The sequence below is a fragment of the Stenotrophomonas sp. MH181796 genome (assembly GCF_009659995.1).
In the GTDB taxonomy this organism is placed as follows: domain Bacteria; phylum Pseudomonadota; class Gammaproteobacteria; order Xanthomonadales; family Xanthomonadaceae; genus Stenotrophomonas; species Stenotrophomonas riyadhensis.
On sequence record NZ_RAHU01000005.1, the window covers coordinates 71,003 to 86,578 of the forward strand.

Below are 15,576 nucleotides of genomic sequence, written 5' to 3' on the forward strand. Positions count from 1 at the left end.
ATTTCGAACCCTACGGATATTCAGACACATGCTTGAACAGACGCTCGATCACCTGCAGGCCCTGGTGTCCTTCGACACCCGCAACCCGCCGCGTGCGATCACCACCGGTGGCATCTTCGATTACCTGCGCGCGAACCTGCCCGGCTTCAACGTCGAGGTGATCGACCATGGCGCCGGTGCGGTCAGCCTGTACGCCGTGCGCGGCACGCCGAAGTACCTGTTCAACGTGCATCTGGACACCGTGCCGGATTCGCCGCACTGGAGTGCAGACCCGCACGTGATGCGGCGCCTGGACGACCGTGTGGTCGGCCTGGGCGTGTGTGACATCAAGGGCGCCGCCGCCGCGCTGGTGGCCGCGGCCAATGCCAGTGATGGCGATGCCGCGTTCCTGTTCTCCAGCGACGAGGAAGCCAACGATCCGCGCTGCATCGCCGCGTTCCTGGCCCGTGGCCTGCCGTATGAAGCGGTGCTGGTGGCGGAGCCGACAATGAGTGAAGCGGTGCTGGCGCACCGTGGCATCAGTTCGGTGCTGATGCAGTTCGCCGGCCGCGCCGGGCACGCTTCGGGCAAGCAGGATGCGGCCGCCAGCGCGCTGCACCAGGCCATGCGCTGGGGCAACCGCGCATTGGGCCATGTGGAATCGCTGGCCTCGGCACGCTTCGGTGGCCTCACCGGCCTGCGCTTCAACATCGGTCGCGTCGAAGGCGGGATCAAGGCCAACATGATCGCGCCGGCCGCCGAAGTGCGTTTCGGGTTCCGTCCGCTGCCGTCGATGGATATCGATGGATTGCTCGCCACTTTCGCCGGCTTCGCCGAACCGGAAGCGGCACTGTTCACCGAGACCTTCCGTGGCCCCAGCCTGCCGGCCGGTGACATCGCCGAGGCCGAGAACCGCCGCCTGCTGGCGCGCGACGTGGCCGATGCGCTGGAGCTGCCGATCGGCAACGCGGTGGACTTCTGGACCGAAGCCTCGCTGTTCTCCGCTGCTGGCTACACCACGCTGGTGTTCGGCCCGGGCGACATCGCCCAGGCCCACACCGCCGATGAGTTCGTGACGCTGGACCAGCTGCAGCGCTACACCGACGCCGTGCACCGCATCATCGCCGCCGGCGCCTGATCGACCCCACAACGCCGCCCGGCCCTGGCCGGGTGGAACTGCAACGCGGCGACCGCCGCCTGTGACGAAACCGAAATGTCTCCTGCCCTCCAGCCCCACCGCCAGACCCGCCAGACCATCGTGCGCCTGCTTTCCAGCATGGCCAGCGCGAAGGAGATCAGCCAGTACCTCAAGCGCTTCTCGCAGCTGGACGCCAAGCGCTTTGCCGTGGTCAAGGTCGGCGGCGCGGTGCTGCGCGACGACCTCGACGCGCTGACCTCTTCGCTGTCGTTCCTGCAGGAAGTCGGCCTGACCCCGATCGTGCTGCACGGCGCCGGCCCGCAGCTGGATGCCGAACTGTCGGCCGCCGGCATCGAGAAGCAGACCGTCAACGGTCTGCGCGTGACCTCGCCGGAAGCGCTGGCGATCGTGCGCCGGGTGTTCCAGCAGTCCAACCTGCGCCTGGTCGAAGCCCTGCAGCAGAACGGCGCGCGCGCCACCTCGATCACCGGTGGCGTGTTCGAGGCGGAGTACCTGGACGTGGACACCTACGGCCTGGTCGGTGAAGTGAAGCGGGTCAACCTGGCGCCGATCGAAGCCAGCCTGCGCGCCGGTTCGATTCCGGTCATCACCAGCCTGGGCGAAACCGCCGGTGGCCAGATCCTCAACGTCAATGCCGACTTCGCCGCCAACGAGCTGGTGCAGGAGCTGCAGCCGTACAAGATCATTTTCCTGACCGGCACCGGCGGCCTGCTGGACGAGCAGGGCAGCGTGATCGATTCGATCAACCTGTCCACCGAGTACGACCACCTGATCGCGCAGCCTTGGATCCACGGCGGCATGAAGGTGAAGATCGAACAGATCAAGGATCTGCTCGACCGCCTGCCGCTGGAATCGTCGGTGTCGATCACGCGGCCGGCGGACCTGGCCAAGGAACTGTTCACCCACAAGGGCTCGGGCACGCTGGTGCGCAAGGGCGAGAAGGTGCTGCGCGCCACCGCGTGGAACGAGCTGGACCTGCCGCGGCTGAAGGGCCTGATCGAATCCAGCTTCGGCCGCACGCTGGTGCCTGACTATTTCCAGAAGACCAAGCTGCTGCGCGCCTATGTCAGCGAGAACTACCGCACCGCGGTGATCCTCACCGACGAAGCCGAGGGCGTGTACCTGGACAAGTTCGCCGTGCTCGATGATGCACAGGGTGAAGGCCTCGGCCGCGCGGTGTGGAACGTGATGCGGGATGAAACGCCGCAGCTGTTCTGGCGTTCGCGCAATGGCAACCCGATCAATCATTTCTACTATGCTGAATCCGATGGCTGCTACAAGCAGGGCCATTGGAAGGTGTTCTGGTACGGCGCCGATGGCATCGACCGGATCAGCACCTATGTCGACCACTGCGCCCAGCGCGCACCGAGCCTGCAGGGCTGAATGATGGACCATTCCGATCACTGGACTACGATTCCCACCCTGCGCGGCCAGCACGTGACACTGCAACCGCTGCAGCCCGAGCATGTGCCTGGCCTGCGCGCCGCCGTGGAGGGCAGTGGCCTGGACCAGCTCTGGTACACCCAGGTGCCTTCGCCGGAGCGGGTCGAGCACTATGTGCAGGCCGCGCTGCAGGCGCAGGTGGAAGGCAAGGTGCTGCCGTTCGTGATCCTCGATGCGGCAGGTGACATCGTGGGTACCACCCGCTTCTACGACCTGGATGCCGGCGTGCCCAAGCTCAGCCTCGGCTACACCTGGTATGCACCGCGCGTGCAGCGTACCGGCGTCAACACCGAAACCAAGCTGTTGCTGCTGCAGCACGCCTTCGAAACCATGGGCTGCATCAGCCTGGTGCTGGAAACCAGCTGGTTCAACTTCACCTCGCGCACCGCCATCGCCCGCCTCGGCGCCAAGCAGGACGGCGTGCTGCGCAACCACAAGCGGCATGCCGACGGCACGCCGCGCGACACGGTCATCTTCTCCATCATCGATACGGAATGGCAGGGCGTGAAGCGCCACCTGCAGCACCGCCTGGACAGCCACGCATGAACGATTCGACTTTCACCCTGGGCATCGTCGGCGCCCGTGGCCATACCGGCGCCGAGCTGATCAAGCTGGTGGCCGCACACCCGCGGCTGAAGCTGGCCTTCGTGTCCTCGCGCGAACGCGCCGGGCAGCGCCTGTCCGACCACCATCCGGAATTCCAGGGCGAGCTGCAGTACGAGAACCTGGACGCCGACGCCGTGGCCGCCAAGGGCGTGGACGCGGTGATCCTGGCCCTGCCCAACGGCCTGGCCGCACCGTTCGTGGCCGCACTGGACGCGGCGAAGCCGGACACCGTCATCGTCGACCTGTCGGCCGACTACCGCTTCGACAACAGCTGGTACTACGGCCTGCCGGAGCTGACCCGCGGCCGCTACAACGGCCAGAAGCACATCAGCAACCCGGGCTGCTATGCCACGGCGATGCAGCTGGCGGTGCATCCGCTGCTGGACCTGCTGGCCGGTCCGCCGCAGTGCTTCGGTGTGTCCGGCTATTCCGGCGCCGGCACCACGCCGTCGGACAAGAACAACGTCGAACTGCTGGCCGACAACCTGATGCCGTATGCGCTGACCAACCACGTGCACGAGCGCGAAGTGTCGGTCCAGCTGGGCGTGGCGGTTGAATTCATGCCACACGTCGCGCCGCATTTCCGTGGCATCACGCTCACCGCCAACCTGTGGCTGAACCGCGTGCAGACTCGCGAACAGATCGTCGAGCGTTTCCAGCAGGCCTATGCGGGCGAACCGCTGATCGAGGTGGTGGATGAAGCGCCGTGGGTCAGCCGCATCGCCGGCCGCCACGGTGCCCAGGTCGGTGGCTTCACCCTGGCCCCGGGCGGCAAGCGGGTGGTGGTGGTGGCGACCCTGGACAACCTGCTGAAGGGCGCGGCCACCCAGGCCATGCAGAACCTCAACCTCGCGCTGGGCATCGACGAACTGACGTCGATCCCGCACTGAACACGTATTCCGGAGCCCCCATGGCAGACCTTCTTTGGCAGAAGCCCGGCGTCGCCGTCGACGCCCAGATCCAGACCTTCCTCGCCGGCGACGACGTGATCCTCGACCGCGAGTTCTTCCTGCATGACATCGCCGCCAGCGCCGCGCATGCGCAGGGCCTGCAGCACATCGGCATCCTCAGCGCCGATGAACTGGCCGGCCTGCTGCGCGAGCTCGACGTGTTGGCGCAGGACTTCCGCGAAGGCCGCTTCGTGCTGGACACGCAGTACGAAGATGGCCACTCGGCGATCGAAGCGCGCCTGACCGAACGCCTCGGCGATGCCGGCCGCAAGATCCACACCGGCCGCAGCCGCAATGACCAGATCCTGGTCGCCACCCGTCTGTGGCTGAAGGAGAAGCTGCAGCGTGTGGCCCAGCTCAGCGCAGAAGTTGCCAAGGTCGCGCTGGACCGTGCGCAGGCCGAGAAGGACCTGCCGATTCCCGGCTACACCCATATCCAGCGCGCCGTGGTGTCCTCGGCCGGCATGTGGTGGGCCGGATGGGCCGAGGCCTTCATCGACAATGCCATCCGTGCCCGGGATACCCATGCGCTGGTCGACGCCAACCCGCTTGGCACGGCTGCCGGCTACGGTGTGAATCTGCCGCTGGACCGCGAGCACACCACGGCGGCGCTGGGCTTTGCGCGCATGCAGGTTTCGCCGATCTACGCGCAGCTGTCGCGCGGCAAGTTCGAGCTGGCCGCACTGGAAGCCCTCGGCGGTGCCACGCTGGACCTGCGCCGCATTGCCTGGGATCTGTCGCTGTTCACCAGCGCCGAATTCGGTTTCGTGGCATTGCCGGCGCAGTACACCACCGGCAGTTCGATCATGCCCAACAAGCGCAACCCGGACGTGATCGAACTGATGCGTGCGACCCACGCCAGCGTCGCCGCTGCACGCACCGAGATCGAACAGCTGCTGTCGCTGCCGTCCGGTTATCATCGTGACCTGCAGTCGTCCAAGGGCGCGATCTTCCACGGTTTCGGCCGTGGCCTGGCCGCGCTGGAGCTGCTGCCGGCGCTGCTGGCCAACCTGGAATGGCGTGACGACCGGCTGCGCGCGGCCATCGACTCGGGCATGTATGCCACCGACGTGGCCGTGGAAGCGGCCGTGGCCGGCGTGCCGTTCCGCGAGGCCTACAAGGCCGCAGCTGCCGGCGCCGACAGTGCAGGGCAGGGACGCACCCCGGAAGGCAGCCTGGCCGCACGCGTGTCGCCGGGTTCGGCCGCCGACCTGCGCCTGGACGAACTGCGCGCACGCTGGCAGGCGCTGGCCTGATGGCCGGCACCGTCTACCTGGTGCTGGCCATGCGCCGGCCCGATTTCAACGCCGCCGCCGTGCAGCCGCACCGTGACTTTCTCGATGCATTGCAGACACAAGGCAAGCTGCAGCTGACTGGCGGTTTCGCCGATGGCAGCGGTGGTGCCTATGTGCTGTGCAACGTCGAGAGCCTGGAACAGGCGCAGGCCATCGTCGCCACCGATCCGCTGGTGACGATGCAGGCCTCCGAGCTGACCGTGCACGAATGGAACACCCGCTGAGACACTGACTGATGACCCTGCACGCCGCCACCGTCGCCTCGCCGTTCCCCGAACAGGCGCTGCCGCCGTGGCGGCGTGCGGTGCTCAAGGTTGGCAGCAGCCTGTTGGCGGCCGATGGCGGTGGCCTGTCGCCACGCCACGCACTGGGCCTGGCGCAGTTCGTCTCGACCAACGTGCTGGCCGGACGCGAGGTGGTGATCGTGTCCTCGGGCGCGGTCGCCGCTGGCCGCGCGATTCTTCCCCGGGCTGATGAGCCCGGTGCGGCGATGGCGGCGCGGCAGGCGCTGGCTGCACTCGGCCAGGCCCAGCTGATCGGGCTCTGGCAGCGCTTCTTCGAGCGCCCGGTGGCGCAGGTGCTGCTGACCCACGACGACCTGCGCAACCGCCGCCGATACCTCAACGCACGTGCCACGCTCAATGAGTTGCTGCGGCTGGGCGCGTTGCCGGTGGTCAATGAGAACGACACCGTGTCGGTGGACGAACTCAAGCTCGGCGACAACGACAACCTGGCGGCAACCGTGGCTGCGCTGGTCGATGCCGATGCGCTGTTCATTGCCACCGACATCGACGGCCTGTACAGCGCGGACCCGCGCACCGTGGCCGATGCGCAGCCGTTGCACGACGTGCCGGAACTGAGTGACGATGTGCTGGCGATGGCCGGCGGCGCAGGTTCGCGCGCCGGTACCGGCGGCATGCGGACCAAGCTTGAGGCGGCGGCCAAGGCGGGTCGTCTCGGCATCGAGACCTACCTTTTCAACGGCCGCAGCAGCGACGTGGTGCGTGCACTGGCGCAGGACCGCCTGTTCGGCACCCGCATCCACGCCGCGCGTAGCCGCGAGGCGGCCCGCAAGCACTGGCTGCGGCATGCACCGCTGACCGAAGGCGCGATCGTGATCGATGCCGGTGCGGCACAGGCCATGCGCGAGAAGGGTGCATCGCTGTTGCCCGGCGGCATCACCGGTGCGGAAGGCGCGTTCCGGCGTGGCGATATGGTGCAGGTGTGCTGGAATGCACCACAGGGCCGTGTCTGCATCGCCCGCGGCGTCAGCCAGTACGCCGCCGATGATGTGCGCCGGATCGCCGGTCGCCATTCGCGCGACATCCAGTCTGTGCTCGGCTACAACTACGGCGGCAGTGTCGTCCATCGCGACGATCTGGTGCTGCCATGACCGGTTTGAAGGACACCCCGATGAGCGAAATCGAAGCGCAGGCGCGTGCCTGCCGTGATGCGGCCCAGGTGATTGCCGGCCTCGACAGTGAGGCCCGCCGCACGCTGTTGAAGGCCATGGCACAGGCATTGGAAGTGAATGCCGGGCTGATCCTGGCCGGCAATGCGCGTGACCTCGCCGCCGCGCGCGACAAGGGCGTTGGCACGGCCATGCTTGATCGCCTTGCGTTGGACCCAGCGCGCCTGTTCGCGATGGCCGAAGCCGTGCGTGAGGTCGCTGCGCTGCCCGATCCGGTCGGCCAGGTCACCCGCGACGATGTGCGTCCAAACGGCATCCGTGTGCAGAAGGTGCGCGTTCCGCTGGGGGTGATCGCGATGATCTACGAAGCCCGCCCGAATGTGACCGCCGAAGCGGCCGCCCTGTGCCTGAAGGCCGGCAATGGCGTGATCCTGCGCGGAGGCTCCGAGGCGATCCACTCCAACACCGCCATCGCCCAAGCGTTGTCCGGCGCATTGAAGGCCAACGGCGTACCGCCGGCGGCGGTGACCGTGCTGACCGACCTGCGCCGCGAAGCGATGCTGGAACTGCTGCAGCTGCATGAGCTGATCGATCTGGCGATTCCGCGAGGCGGCGAAGGCCTGATCCGCTTCGTTGCCGAGCATGCGCGGGTGCCGGTGATCAAGCACTACAAGGGCGTCTGCCACCTGTTCGTGGATGCCAGTGCCGACCTCGGCAAGGCCATTGACCTGCTGGTGGATGGCAAATGCAGCCGCCCTGCAGCCTGCAACTCGCTGGAGACGCTGCTGGTGCACCACGACGTGGCCAAATCGTTCCTGCCGCGCGTGGCGCAGGCGCTGGGTGAGCGCGGTGTGCAGCTGCGCGCCGATGCATTGGCGCAACCGCTGCTGCCGGGCAGCACCGCCGCCACCGAAGACGACTATGCCGCCGAGTTCCTCGATCTGGTGCTGGCGGTGCGCGTGGTCGACGACCTCGATGCGGCTATCGCGCACATCCGCACCTATACCTCCGACCACACCGAAGTGATCGCCACCGAAGACGCCGGCCATGCCGAGCGCTTCGTCAACGCACTGCGCTCGGCGGTGGTGATGGTCAATGCGTCCTCGCGTTTCTCCGACGGCGGCCAGCTGGGCCTGGGCAGCGAGATCGGCATCTCCACCACGCGCCTGCACGCGTATGGCCCGATGGGGCTGGAGGCACTCACCGTCGAACGCTTCGTGGTGCGCGGCGAAGGGCAGACCCGCAAGTAGAGCCACGCCATGCGTGGATGCTCTTCGCGGTAGACCCCGGTGCCGACCAAGGTCGGCACCCACCAGGCCCAAGCGCCGACCAAGGTCGGCATCTACCAAAGCAAGTGCCGACCAAGGTCGGCACCCAGGGCAATCGAGTTACACCACTTCCCGGCGGATGCCGATCGGCCGCGCATGATCGTCCATGTGCAGCGTGGCGGCCTTGCAGCCCAGCAGGCGCTCGGCAAGGCCGGTGCTGGCACCCAGATCGGCCGCGACTTGATTGAGGCTGGCCAGTGGTCGCGGCAGGCGTCGCTCGTGGCCACGGAAGCGCGCGCGGTTGTATTCGGCCCAGCCGATCAGCAGCACGCTGGCACATAACAGCATCAGCGGCAGTGCCACCAGCACATAGGGATCGAACTGGCTTTGCCGTTCGTACAGCTGCCGCCAGGCCAGCTGGCCGCCGATCAGCCACGAGAGCAGAGTGACCAAGGGCGCCCACAGGTAGAAGTAGAAGCCCCAGAACGCCAGCGTGACGAACCCCCAGGCAGTGCGCTGGAAGCGCGGTTGATGGTGTGGCTTGCGGATCATCCGCGAGTCGAAGCGGTTGGACGGGTGTTGTGCGTTCATCGGATACCCCGATCAGGACTGGTCCAGGTGGCGCGCTTGCTGCGACGGCGCAGCAGGGTCTTGGGAAGCGCCACCAGGGTGGTGGAAAGGCTGATCAGCCAGTACGCCATCGGGTACCAGATGACCCAGAAGTAGTTGCGTCCAATCTGTGTTTCGTAACGCCGGTCGATGATCAGGCTGCTGGCGAACTGCAGCAGGCAGACCAGCGCCAGGATCACGCCATGCCACTCCGGCAGCAGGCTGGCGATATGCAGCTGCGGCGGCAGCTCGATGAACTTGCCCAGCGCCCACAGCAGCACGATGAACAGCATGGTGTAGGCCCAGATCACGCTCAGCACGTACTCCAGCAGCACGCCCCACATGCGCCGCTCCTTCCAGTGCAGCAGCGAGCGCGCATGGCGCAGCATCACCTCCACGCCGCCCTGGGCCCAGCGCAGCCGCTGCCGCCACAGTCCCTTCAGGGTTTCCGGCATCAGGATGAAGCACAGTGCGTTGGGCTCGTAGCGGATGTCCCAGTGCGCGCGCTGCAGGCGCCAGCTGATGTCGATGTCTTCGGTCACCATGTCATCGGACCACCAGCCGACCTGGTGCAGGGCGGTGCGTCGGAAGCCGGCGATCACCCCGGAGATGGTGAAGATGCGTCCATACACGCGCTGCGCGCGCTTGATCATGCCGATGATCGAGGAAAACTCGGCCACCTGCAGGCGACCGAGCAGGGTGGAGCGGTTGCGGATGCGCGGGTTGCCGGTGACGGCACCGACCCGATTGCCGCTGACCAGATGCCAGATCATCCAGTGCAGCGCGTGTTCTTCCAGCATCGCGTCGCCGTCAATGCACACCAGGTACTCCGAGCGCGCCGCCAGTGCGCCCATGCGCAGGGCGTTGGCCTTGCCCAGGTTGCGGTCCAGGTGCAGCACGCGAAGCCGCGGATGCTTCGCAGCGAGCGCATCCAGCCTCGCACCGGTGTCATCGCTGCTGCCGTCATCAATGGCGATCACTTCATAGTCGGCCGGGTAGCGCTGCGCCAGTGCCGCGCCGAGCGTGTCGTCGAGGTTCGCGGACTCGTTGTGGCAGGGAATCAGCAGGCTGGCGAAGGGAGGATCGACCATCAGCGGCGGATCGTTGCGCGGTCGCGAGTGGCGCTCGCGCCGGAAGTAGTAATACAGCCCGCCGGACATCCAGAAGAACGCCATCACCATCGGGTAGTAGAAGGCGAACTGGAACAGGACCTGCAGCAACGGATGCATGTCCATGTCACTTCTCCGGGTACGGGAAGTTGCCGGCGGACATTGCCGCGCGGGCATCACGGGTGGAGGGCTGGTCGGCGATGAAATCGTCCGGGTACCAGGCGAAGTGGTGCACACCCTGCGCCTGCAGCTGGCGGATCTGCGCACGCAGGCGCTCGGCGGGAATCGGCTGTCCGCTGCGCCAATCGACGGTCTGCAGCTCGAACAGCGTGTGCTGCAGTTGCGGGTCGTGCACGCGCACTGCGGCCAGCAGCTGGTCGAGCCAGCGTTCGGGGTGCTTGCTGCCTTCCATCCACGGCATCGCCATCAGTGCGGTCTGGTCGTAGGCCTTGTTGAACAGGTCCAGGCGCTGCGCGAACCAGGCCTCGCTCTGTGGACGCAGCACCGGCTCGGCATACAGGTTGCGCACCGTGGCCAGCTTCGGTCGCCAGCGCTGCGCGCTGTCACGCAGTGCCAGGGTGAAGTCGATCAATGCCTGCGTGCGGGCGCTGCCACCATCGCCGGCCGCCAGCCTGGGCAACTCGGTGTCGCGCAGGTAGCCATCGTCATGGAACAGCAGGCCCTCGAAGTACGAGTTGACCGCCAGGTCCTCGTAGATGTCGAGCATGATCTGGCGCGCCTTCGGGTTGGTGAAGTCCAGCCGGTACATGCCATCTGCATCACCGTTGTGGATCGCCAACGCCTGGCGCTGCACCGGGTCGGGCAGCTCGAAGCCGAGCACGGGCAGCCACGCGTAGACCTTCACGCCCGCGCGGGATTTCAGCTGCCAGGCGACGCGGCTGAACAGGTCCGCCCGCATCGGCATGTGGCGGTTGGGGAAGTACAGCGCATCGGCAGTGTTGTTGCCGTCCGGATCCGCGAAGGCCTGCAGGTAGACGTGAGTCGGCGCGATGCGCTTGACCCGCTCGATCAATGCATCGAGATTGCGCGCCTGCTGCGCCGGATCGGGGTCATACACATCGTCCAGATCGATCTGCAGGGCGCGGATACCGTCGAGTGCGACATCACGGCGAAGTTCATAGGCCAGGCCTTCCACCGTCGGGTTGTCGCTCACCAGCAACCGCGCCAGTCCGTGCAGGTCGCTGGCCACCGGCGTGCTGCGACCCTCCAGGTCGAACGAGACCGGCATGCCCAGCTGCTCGGCGATGTCGTTGCTCAGCTGGTTGTAGGCCGCATATGGCCAGACGATGGCGCGCGGGCGCACGCCCAGATGCTGCTGGATGCGTTGCACGCTGCGCGACAGGTCGGCACGCAGGCGCTGTTCGTACTGCGCCTCGCTTTCGTAGCTGTGCGTGGCCGGACTGTAGATGCGGGTGACCACCGCCGGCGTGGAATTGCCCTGCGGATTGGCGAGCACGCCGTGGTGCAGGTCATCGGTATGGCTGGCCACTTCGATCAGGCCGCTGTCGTGCATCTGCTTCAGCTGCGCCCATGTGACGAAGTCGTCATGCCCGAACGGGCGGTAGCCGTAATCGATGGTGCGCCCTGGCGCCATGTCGACGTAGTCGGTGATCACCGCCACCAGGGCCGGGTAGCGATAGGCCTGCAGCAGCGGAAAAGCCTTGTCGTAGACACTGCGCAGGCCATCATCGAAGGTAAGCAGCACCGGCTTGGGCGGCAGCGTGGCGCGGCCCTGCGAGGCCTCGATCAGCTGCGACAGCGATACCGGGTGGTAGCCATGTGCGCCCAGCCAGTCCAGGTGCGCGGCGAAGTTCTGCGTGCTCACCGCATAGGTATCGGCATCACCCTTGGCGGCCACCTGGTCGCGGATGTCGTGGTAGCTGAGGATCAGCAGGCCGTTGTCGATCGCATCAAGATGCAGGGGTTGCTGCGCGAACGCCGGCGGCACGCTGGCCAGCAGCAGGAGCACGATCAGTCGCAGGATGCGGGCCATGTCAGTCTCCCCAGCGCAATGCGGCTTCGAAGCCGATATGGCGTTCGCGATGGCCGTCGTAGACCGGCCGTGACCAGCGCACGCCGTACTCGAACACGCGGCCGGGGCCCAGTTGCCACTCATGCATGTAGGACACCGACGGCACCAGTGCACTGCCGAAACCGTCCTGCCAGTAATCACCCAGCGAGACAGTCAGCCGATGCCGGAAGTGGCGCTCGTAATGCCGCCACAGCTGCTGGTCGATGCGCAGGCCGATCTCGACCATGCGGTCGCGTTTCGGGTTGAAGTAGGGCGCATCGTCGCGGCTGCCGCGACTGGTGTAGGCGCTGGCCAGGCCATCGATCAGCCAGCGGGGGCGGGTCAGCAGGCGCTGTTCCAGGCCGGCGCTGAACAGCTCGCGATGGTTGCCATCGTCGTAGCGGAAGCGGCTGGCGCCGAACATCCAGTGGGTGAGCTCGCTGCGCCGGTAGTCCACCTGGGCGCTCACGCTGTCGGCGGTGATGCCGGCCGCGCGCGCCTGCATCGAGGCTTCCGGATCATTGCGCGCGGCCACCACGCCAGCATGCCAGTAGTCGTTGAACTGCCAGCCGACGCCGGCGCGCAGCCCGGTATCGCCGATGTGGTCGTTGGCGCGCAGCACCGCTGCTTCTGCATCCAGCCGCCCGAAGCGGTAACGCACGCCCGCACCGAGCCAGAGCGGATCGATGCGCTGGTCCTGGAAGTCGGTCGAGCGCCGGTCGGCGAGGGCGAACAACCGCCAGCGGTCATCAAGGATCGGCGTCTCCACTTCCACGCCGTAGTGGCGATCGTTGTTGCCCAGTGGCGAGGTGCCACCGCCCCCGGAGCTGTGGCCGATGTCGGTCCATGCCTTCAGCTGCCAGCCGCGATGCGCGCGCCAGGCCTGGTCCATGCGTTCGACCGCCGGCTGGGTGGGATAGCGCGCGATCAGGTCATCGTGCAGCGGGCGTGCCAGGTCGTCGCGCTGCAGGGCAACGTAGGCTTCTTCCATGCCCAGGCGCGGTTCGATGTCACGCGGGTCCAGTGCGTGTGCCATCTGCTGGCGCTGCAGCGCCCTGCGTGGCCAGCCGCGCATCATGTACACGCTGCCCAACGCACTCTGCAGGCCGCCATTCCCCGGTGCGATGTCGACCATCGATTCCAGGTCGCATTGTGCGGTCGGCAGGTCGCCGCTGTACGCGCGCACCATCGCCAGGTTGAGATCGGCCTCGTAGCGCGACCAGTTCGCATACGGTGACTTGCCGTTGCTCCAGCGCCACGCTGGCTCTTTGTCATGCCATGCCTGCAGCAGGTCGATGGCCTTTTCCTGCTGCTCGCTTTCCAGGTAGGCGTAGGCCAGCTCCGAATGCGAGGCGTCGCGTGTCGGGTCGCCGGTCACCGCGGCCTGCAGCACCGGAATGGCCTCCTCCGGGTGCAGGGTGCCCATCAACGAATCGCCCACGGCGGGCAGCACGTAGTCGGGCAGGGGGTGGCCTTCGGCCTGCAGGGCCCGGGCTTCCTCGCGGACCTGTGCATGGCGGCCCAGCCGGTTGAGCAGGATCAGCCGGTCCATGCGGATGCGCAGGGGAGCCTGTGCGGAGGGCGTACCTTCACCGCCGAAGTAGCGCTGCATGCGCGCCAGCGTCGATTCGGCCTCTTCCAGGCGGCTGTCCTCGCTGCTGCTGTAGGCCAGGCTCCAGACCACCAGCTTGGCCAGGTAGTCGCCTTCCAGGCGCTGCTTCTGTGCATCGTCGAACAGCTGAGGGCGCTGCTGGTACAGCTCCCAGGCGCGCCAGGCATTGCCGATGTCGCCCAGGGTCAGCACGCGCAGCTTGAACAGCAGGTCGTCGTTGGGCTGCTGCTGGCTGGCACGTTCGATCGCGCCCAAGGCATCCAGCCAACGCGCCTGGTCGCGGTAGCGGCCGATCTCGGTCAGGGCCGCCTCGCGGTCGGGCGGGGCAGCGCTGCTGGCCCAGGCCAGGGCGGTGCAGGCAAGGCCGACGCAGAACGCCAGCCGACGGTGGACAACCATTGGGGACCCCCTTGGCTTCCGAACCAGACAACCTGTAAAAGTGTGACGCACATCACATGCCAGCTTTTGGCGTGGCCGTGGCCCGCGTCACTCCCTTCGTGCATGCCGCCCAGAAGGGCGGGTACAACCCGGACAGCGACCTGCAATGTCTTGTCTGAAACGAGAGTCCCCCGCACACCGAGTGGTGGCCCGGGCGGCGATGCCGCCCCCATGCCCGATGCCGGCACGCGGCAAGGTTGGGCATTCGTGGGCACTATCCGCCCGGAATTGTCAGCCCGGCGTCAAAATGCGCGTGAAGGCTGATGAGGGAGGGTCGGGGCCGGCAGGCGGCCCCGGACGATCACCAGAGATCTTCCAGCTTGCGTGGCTTGCAGGCCACCCACGAGGCGCACAGCATCAGGGTGGCGCAGCCGAACAGGAAGCTGAACGGGAGAGTCCAGCCGTCGCTGACCGTGTGCAGCCAGCCGACCAGGAACGGGCCCAGACAGCTGAAGCTGTAACCCACGCCCTGCATGAAGCCGGACAACGCTGCCGAGCCGGTGGGGGTGCGGGTGCGCAGGTTGATCAGGGTCAGCGCCAGCGGGAAGGTGGACGGGCCAACGCCGAGCAGGCAGGCCCACAGCAGTGGCGCCTTCATCGGTGCCAGCAGCAGCCCGGTGAAGGCGATCACGAACGAGAAGAAGCCGATCAGCACCAGCGGGAACGGGTTCTGCATGCGTACCGCCATCGATGGAATGACCAGCGACGGCAGCAGGCCCAGGGCCGAGAACACGGCCACCATCACGCCACCGAACGCGGGCGTGCCACCGGCCTCGACCACGATGCGCGGCAGCCAGGTGAACATCGAGTACGTCATCAGCGAGGTCATGCCGAACATCAGCGTCATGCTCCAGCCCAGCGACGTGCGCCAGACCTTGCCGTGCGGCTGCGCGGTTGGATCGGTGGCGTCGGCCTGCGGCTTCGGCGCGCGCGTGGCCAGCAGCAGCCACGGCAGCGCAGCGGCCAGCGCCAGCAGCGCCCACATGCCCAGCGACACGCGCCAGCCCGCGGCGTTGGCCACCGGCACCGCCAGCAGCGCCGGCAGCATCGTGCCCAGCTGCAGCACGCTGATGTAGAGCGTGCTCATGGTGCCGACCTTGTTGGCGAAATAGCGCTTCACCAGCGGCGGCACCACCACGTTGCCGATGCCCATGCCAGCCAGTGCCACCACTGAACCGAACAACAGGGTACCGACATTGCCGGCGCTGGAGCGCAGGAGAAGTCCGGCCATCGCCATCACCATCGCCAGCAGCGTGGTGCGCTCCAGCCCGAGGCGCCGCGCCAGTGCCGGCGTGGCCACGCCGAACAGCGCGAACGAGGCGGTCGGCAGCATACCCAGCACGCCGGTCATGGTGGTGCCGAAACCGAACTGCTGGCCGAGCACGTCCAGCAGCGGTGTGATCGAGGTGACCGCGGTGCGCAGGTTGATCGCGGCCAGCAGGATCGCGGCGAACGCGAGGACGCGACCGTGCAGCAGCGACGGCGAATCGGAGGTGGAGGAACTCATCGGTGGTCCTTGCAGGTGTCGCACGCCGTGTCTTGGCATGCAGCGCCGCACCGGGCTGTGCCGGCGCGGTGGGTGGGGGAGGGCGCCATTGTACGTGGCTGGCGAGGTGAGGTCCTGTTGGCGCGATTTGTCGCGATCTGCATAGCCGGGTGAGGGCG

13 protein-coding genes are annotated in these 15,576 nt (G+C 67.1%); 8 read left to right on the top strand and 5 right to left on the bottom strand.

The window, feature by feature from the left end:
- The first annotated feature begins 28 nt into the window (after positions 1 to 28).
- The 8 genes from D5301_RS13295 to D5301_RS13330 all read left to right on the top strand — a co-directional run bounded on the left by D5301_RS13295 (position 29) and on the right by D5301_RS13330 (position 8,093).
- A complete protein-coding gene (locus D5301_RS13295; RefSeq protein ID WP_153855929.1) occupies positions 29 to 1,117 on the top strand; it encodes an acetylornithine deacetylase in 1,089 nt (362 codons plus the stop codon).
- Positions 1,118 to 1,192: 75 nt separating this feature from the next.
- Complete coding sequence (locus D5301_RS13300) at positions 1,193 to 2,521, top strand: acetylglutamate kinase (protein WP_032129401.1); 1,329 nt, start codon at positions 1,193 to 1,195, stop codon at positions 2,519 to 2,521.
- A 3-nt stretch (positions 2,522 to 2,524) separates the two neighbouring features.
- On the top strand, positions 2,525 to 3,127 hold the full coding sequence (locus D5301_RS13305; protein WP_110714349.1) for a GNAT family protein: 603 nt from the start codon (positions 2,525 to 2,527) through the stop codon (positions 3,125 to 3,127).
- The gene (argC, locus tag D5301_RS13310; RefSeq protein WP_153855930.1) at positions 3,124 to 4,077 is read left to right on the top strand and encodes an N-acetyl-gamma-glutamyl-phosphate reductase; all 954 of its coding nucleotides are present in this window, start codon (positions 3,124 to 3,126) and stop codon (positions 4,075 to 4,077) included. The genes D5301_RS13305 and argC overlap by 4 nt, the downstream gene beginning before the upstream one ends.
- Positions 4,078 to 4,097: 20 nt before the next feature.
- Positions 4,098 to 5,393 carry an argininosuccinate lyase gene (gene argH / locus D5301_RS13315; protein ID WP_153855931.1) on the top strand — a complete coding sequence of 432 codons (1,296 nt, stop codon included), beginning with the start codon at positions 4,098 to 4,100 and terminating at the stop codon, positions 5,391 to 5,393.
- Entirely contained in the window at positions 5,393 to 5,656 is a 264-nt protein-coding gene (locus D5301_RS13320) for a YciI family protein (RefSeq protein WP_153855932.1), read from the top strand. Before argH ends, D5301_RS13320 begins: the two co-directional genes overlap by 1 nt.
- An 11-nt stretch (positions 5,657 to 5,667) precedes the next feature.
- The gene (gene proB / locus D5301_RS13325) at positions 5,668 to 6,825 is read left to right on the top strand and encodes a glutamate 5-kinase (protein ID WP_153855933.1); all 1,158 of its coding nucleotides are present in this window, start codon (positions 5,668 to 5,670) and stop codon (positions 6,823 to 6,825) included.
- Positions 6,822 to 8,093 (top strand): glutamate-5-semialdehyde dehydrogenase, encoded by a 1,272-nt coding sequence (locus tag D5301_RS13330; RefSeq protein ID WP_153855934.1) that lies wholly within the window; start codon positions 6,822 to 6,824, stop codon positions 8,091 to 8,093. The genes proB and D5301_RS13330 overlap by 4 nt, the downstream gene beginning before the upstream one ends.
- 138 nt (positions 8,094 to 8,231) lie before the next feature.
- On the opposite strand, the gene pgaD is transcribed toward D5301_RS13330, so the two are convergent.
- The 5 genes from pgaD to D5301_RS13355 all read right to left on the bottom strand — a co-directional run bounded on the left by pgaD (position 8,232) and on the right by D5301_RS13355 (position 15,418).
- The gene (pgaD, locus tag D5301_RS13335) at positions 8,232 to 8,702 is read right to left on the bottom strand and encodes a poly-beta-1,6-N-acetyl-D-glucosamine biosynthesis protein PgaD (protein WP_153855935.1); all 471 of its coding nucleotides are present in this window, start codon (positions 8,700 to 8,702) and stop codon (positions 8,232 to 8,234) included.
- On the bottom strand, positions 8,699 to 9,955 hold the full coding sequence (pgaC, locus tag D5301_RS13340; RefSeq protein ID WP_153855936.1) for a poly-beta-1,6-N-acetyl-D-glucosamine synthase: 1,257 nt from the start codon (positions 9,953 to 9,955) through the stop codon (positions 8,699 to 8,701). The genes pgaD and pgaC overlap by 4 nt, the downstream gene beginning before the upstream one ends.
- A 1-nt stretch (position 9,956) precedes the next feature.
- On the bottom strand, positions 9,957 to 11,843 hold the full coding sequence (gene pgaB, locus D5301_RS13345) for a poly-beta-1,6-N-acetyl-D-glucosamine N-deacetylase PgaB (protein WP_153855937.1): 1,887 nt from the start codon (positions 11,841 to 11,843) through the stop codon (positions 9,957 to 9,959).
- Position 11,844: 1 nt separating this feature from the next.
- A complete protein-coding gene (pgaA, locus tag D5301_RS13350; RefSeq protein ID WP_153855938.1) occupies positions 11,845 to 13,872 on the bottom strand; it encodes a poly-beta-1,6 N-acetyl-D-glucosamine export porin PgaA in 2,028 nt (675 codons plus the stop codon).
- A gap of 340 nt (positions 13,873 to 14,212) precedes the next feature.
- Positions 14,213 to 15,418, bottom strand: a complete 1,206-nt coding sequence (locus D5301_RS13355) for an MFS transporter (RefSeq protein ID WP_153855939.1) — start codon at positions 15,416 to 15,418, stop codon at positions 14,213 to 14,215.
- Positions 15,419 to 15,576 lie beyond the last annotated feature (158 nt).

Bases quoted from the DNA above. Each gene is read 5' to 3' on its own strand.
- D5301_RS13295 (WP_153855929.1), top strand. From the start codon at position 29: ATGCTTGAACAGACGCTCGATCACCTGCAGGCCCTGGTGTCCTTCGAC.
- D5301_RS13300 (WP_032129401.1), top strand. From the start codon at position 1,193: ATGTCTCCTGCCCTCCAGCCCCACCGCCAGACCCGCCAGACCATCGTG.
- D5301_RS13305 (WP_110714349.1), top strand. From the start codon at position 2,525: ATGGACCATTCCGATCACTGGACTACGATTCCCACCCTGCGCGGCCAG.
- argC (WP_153855930.1), top strand. From the start codon at position 3,124: ATGAACGATTCGACTTTCACCCTGGGCATCGTCGGCGCCCGTGGCCAT.
- argH (WP_153855931.1), top strand. From the start codon at position 4,098: ATGGCAGACCTTCTTTGGCAGAAGCCCGGCGTCGCCGTCGACGCCCAG.
- D5301_RS13320 (WP_153855932.1), top strand. From the start codon at position 5,393: ATGGCCGGCACCGTCTACCTGGTGCTGGCCATGCGCCGGCCCGATTTC.
- proB (WP_153855933.1), top strand. From the start codon at position 5,668: ATGACCCTGCACGCCGCCACCGTCGCCTCGCCGTTCCCCGAACAGGCG.
- D5301_RS13330 (WP_153855934.1), top strand. From the start codon at position 6,822: ATGACCGGTTTGAAGGACACCCCGATGAGCGAAATCGAAGCGCAGGCG.
- pgaD (WP_153855935.1), bottom strand. From the start codon at position 8,702: ATGAACGCACAACACCCGTCCAACCGCTTCGACTCGCGGATGATCCGC.
- pgaC (WP_153855936.1), bottom strand. From the start codon at position 9,955: ATGGACATGCATCCGTTGCTGCAGGTCCTGTTCCAGTTCGCCTTCTAC.
- pgaB (WP_153855937.1), bottom strand. From the start codon at position 11,843: ATGGCCCGCATCCTGCGACTGATCGTGCTCCTGCTGCTGGCCAGCGTG.
- pgaA (WP_153855938.1), bottom strand. From the start codon at position 13,872: ATGGTTGTCCACCGTCGGCTGGCGTTCTGCGTCGGCCTTGCCTGCACC.
- D5301_RS13355 (WP_153855939.1), bottom strand. From the start codon at position 15,418: ATGAGTTCCTCCACCTCCGATTCGCCGTCGCTGCTGCACGGTCGCGTC.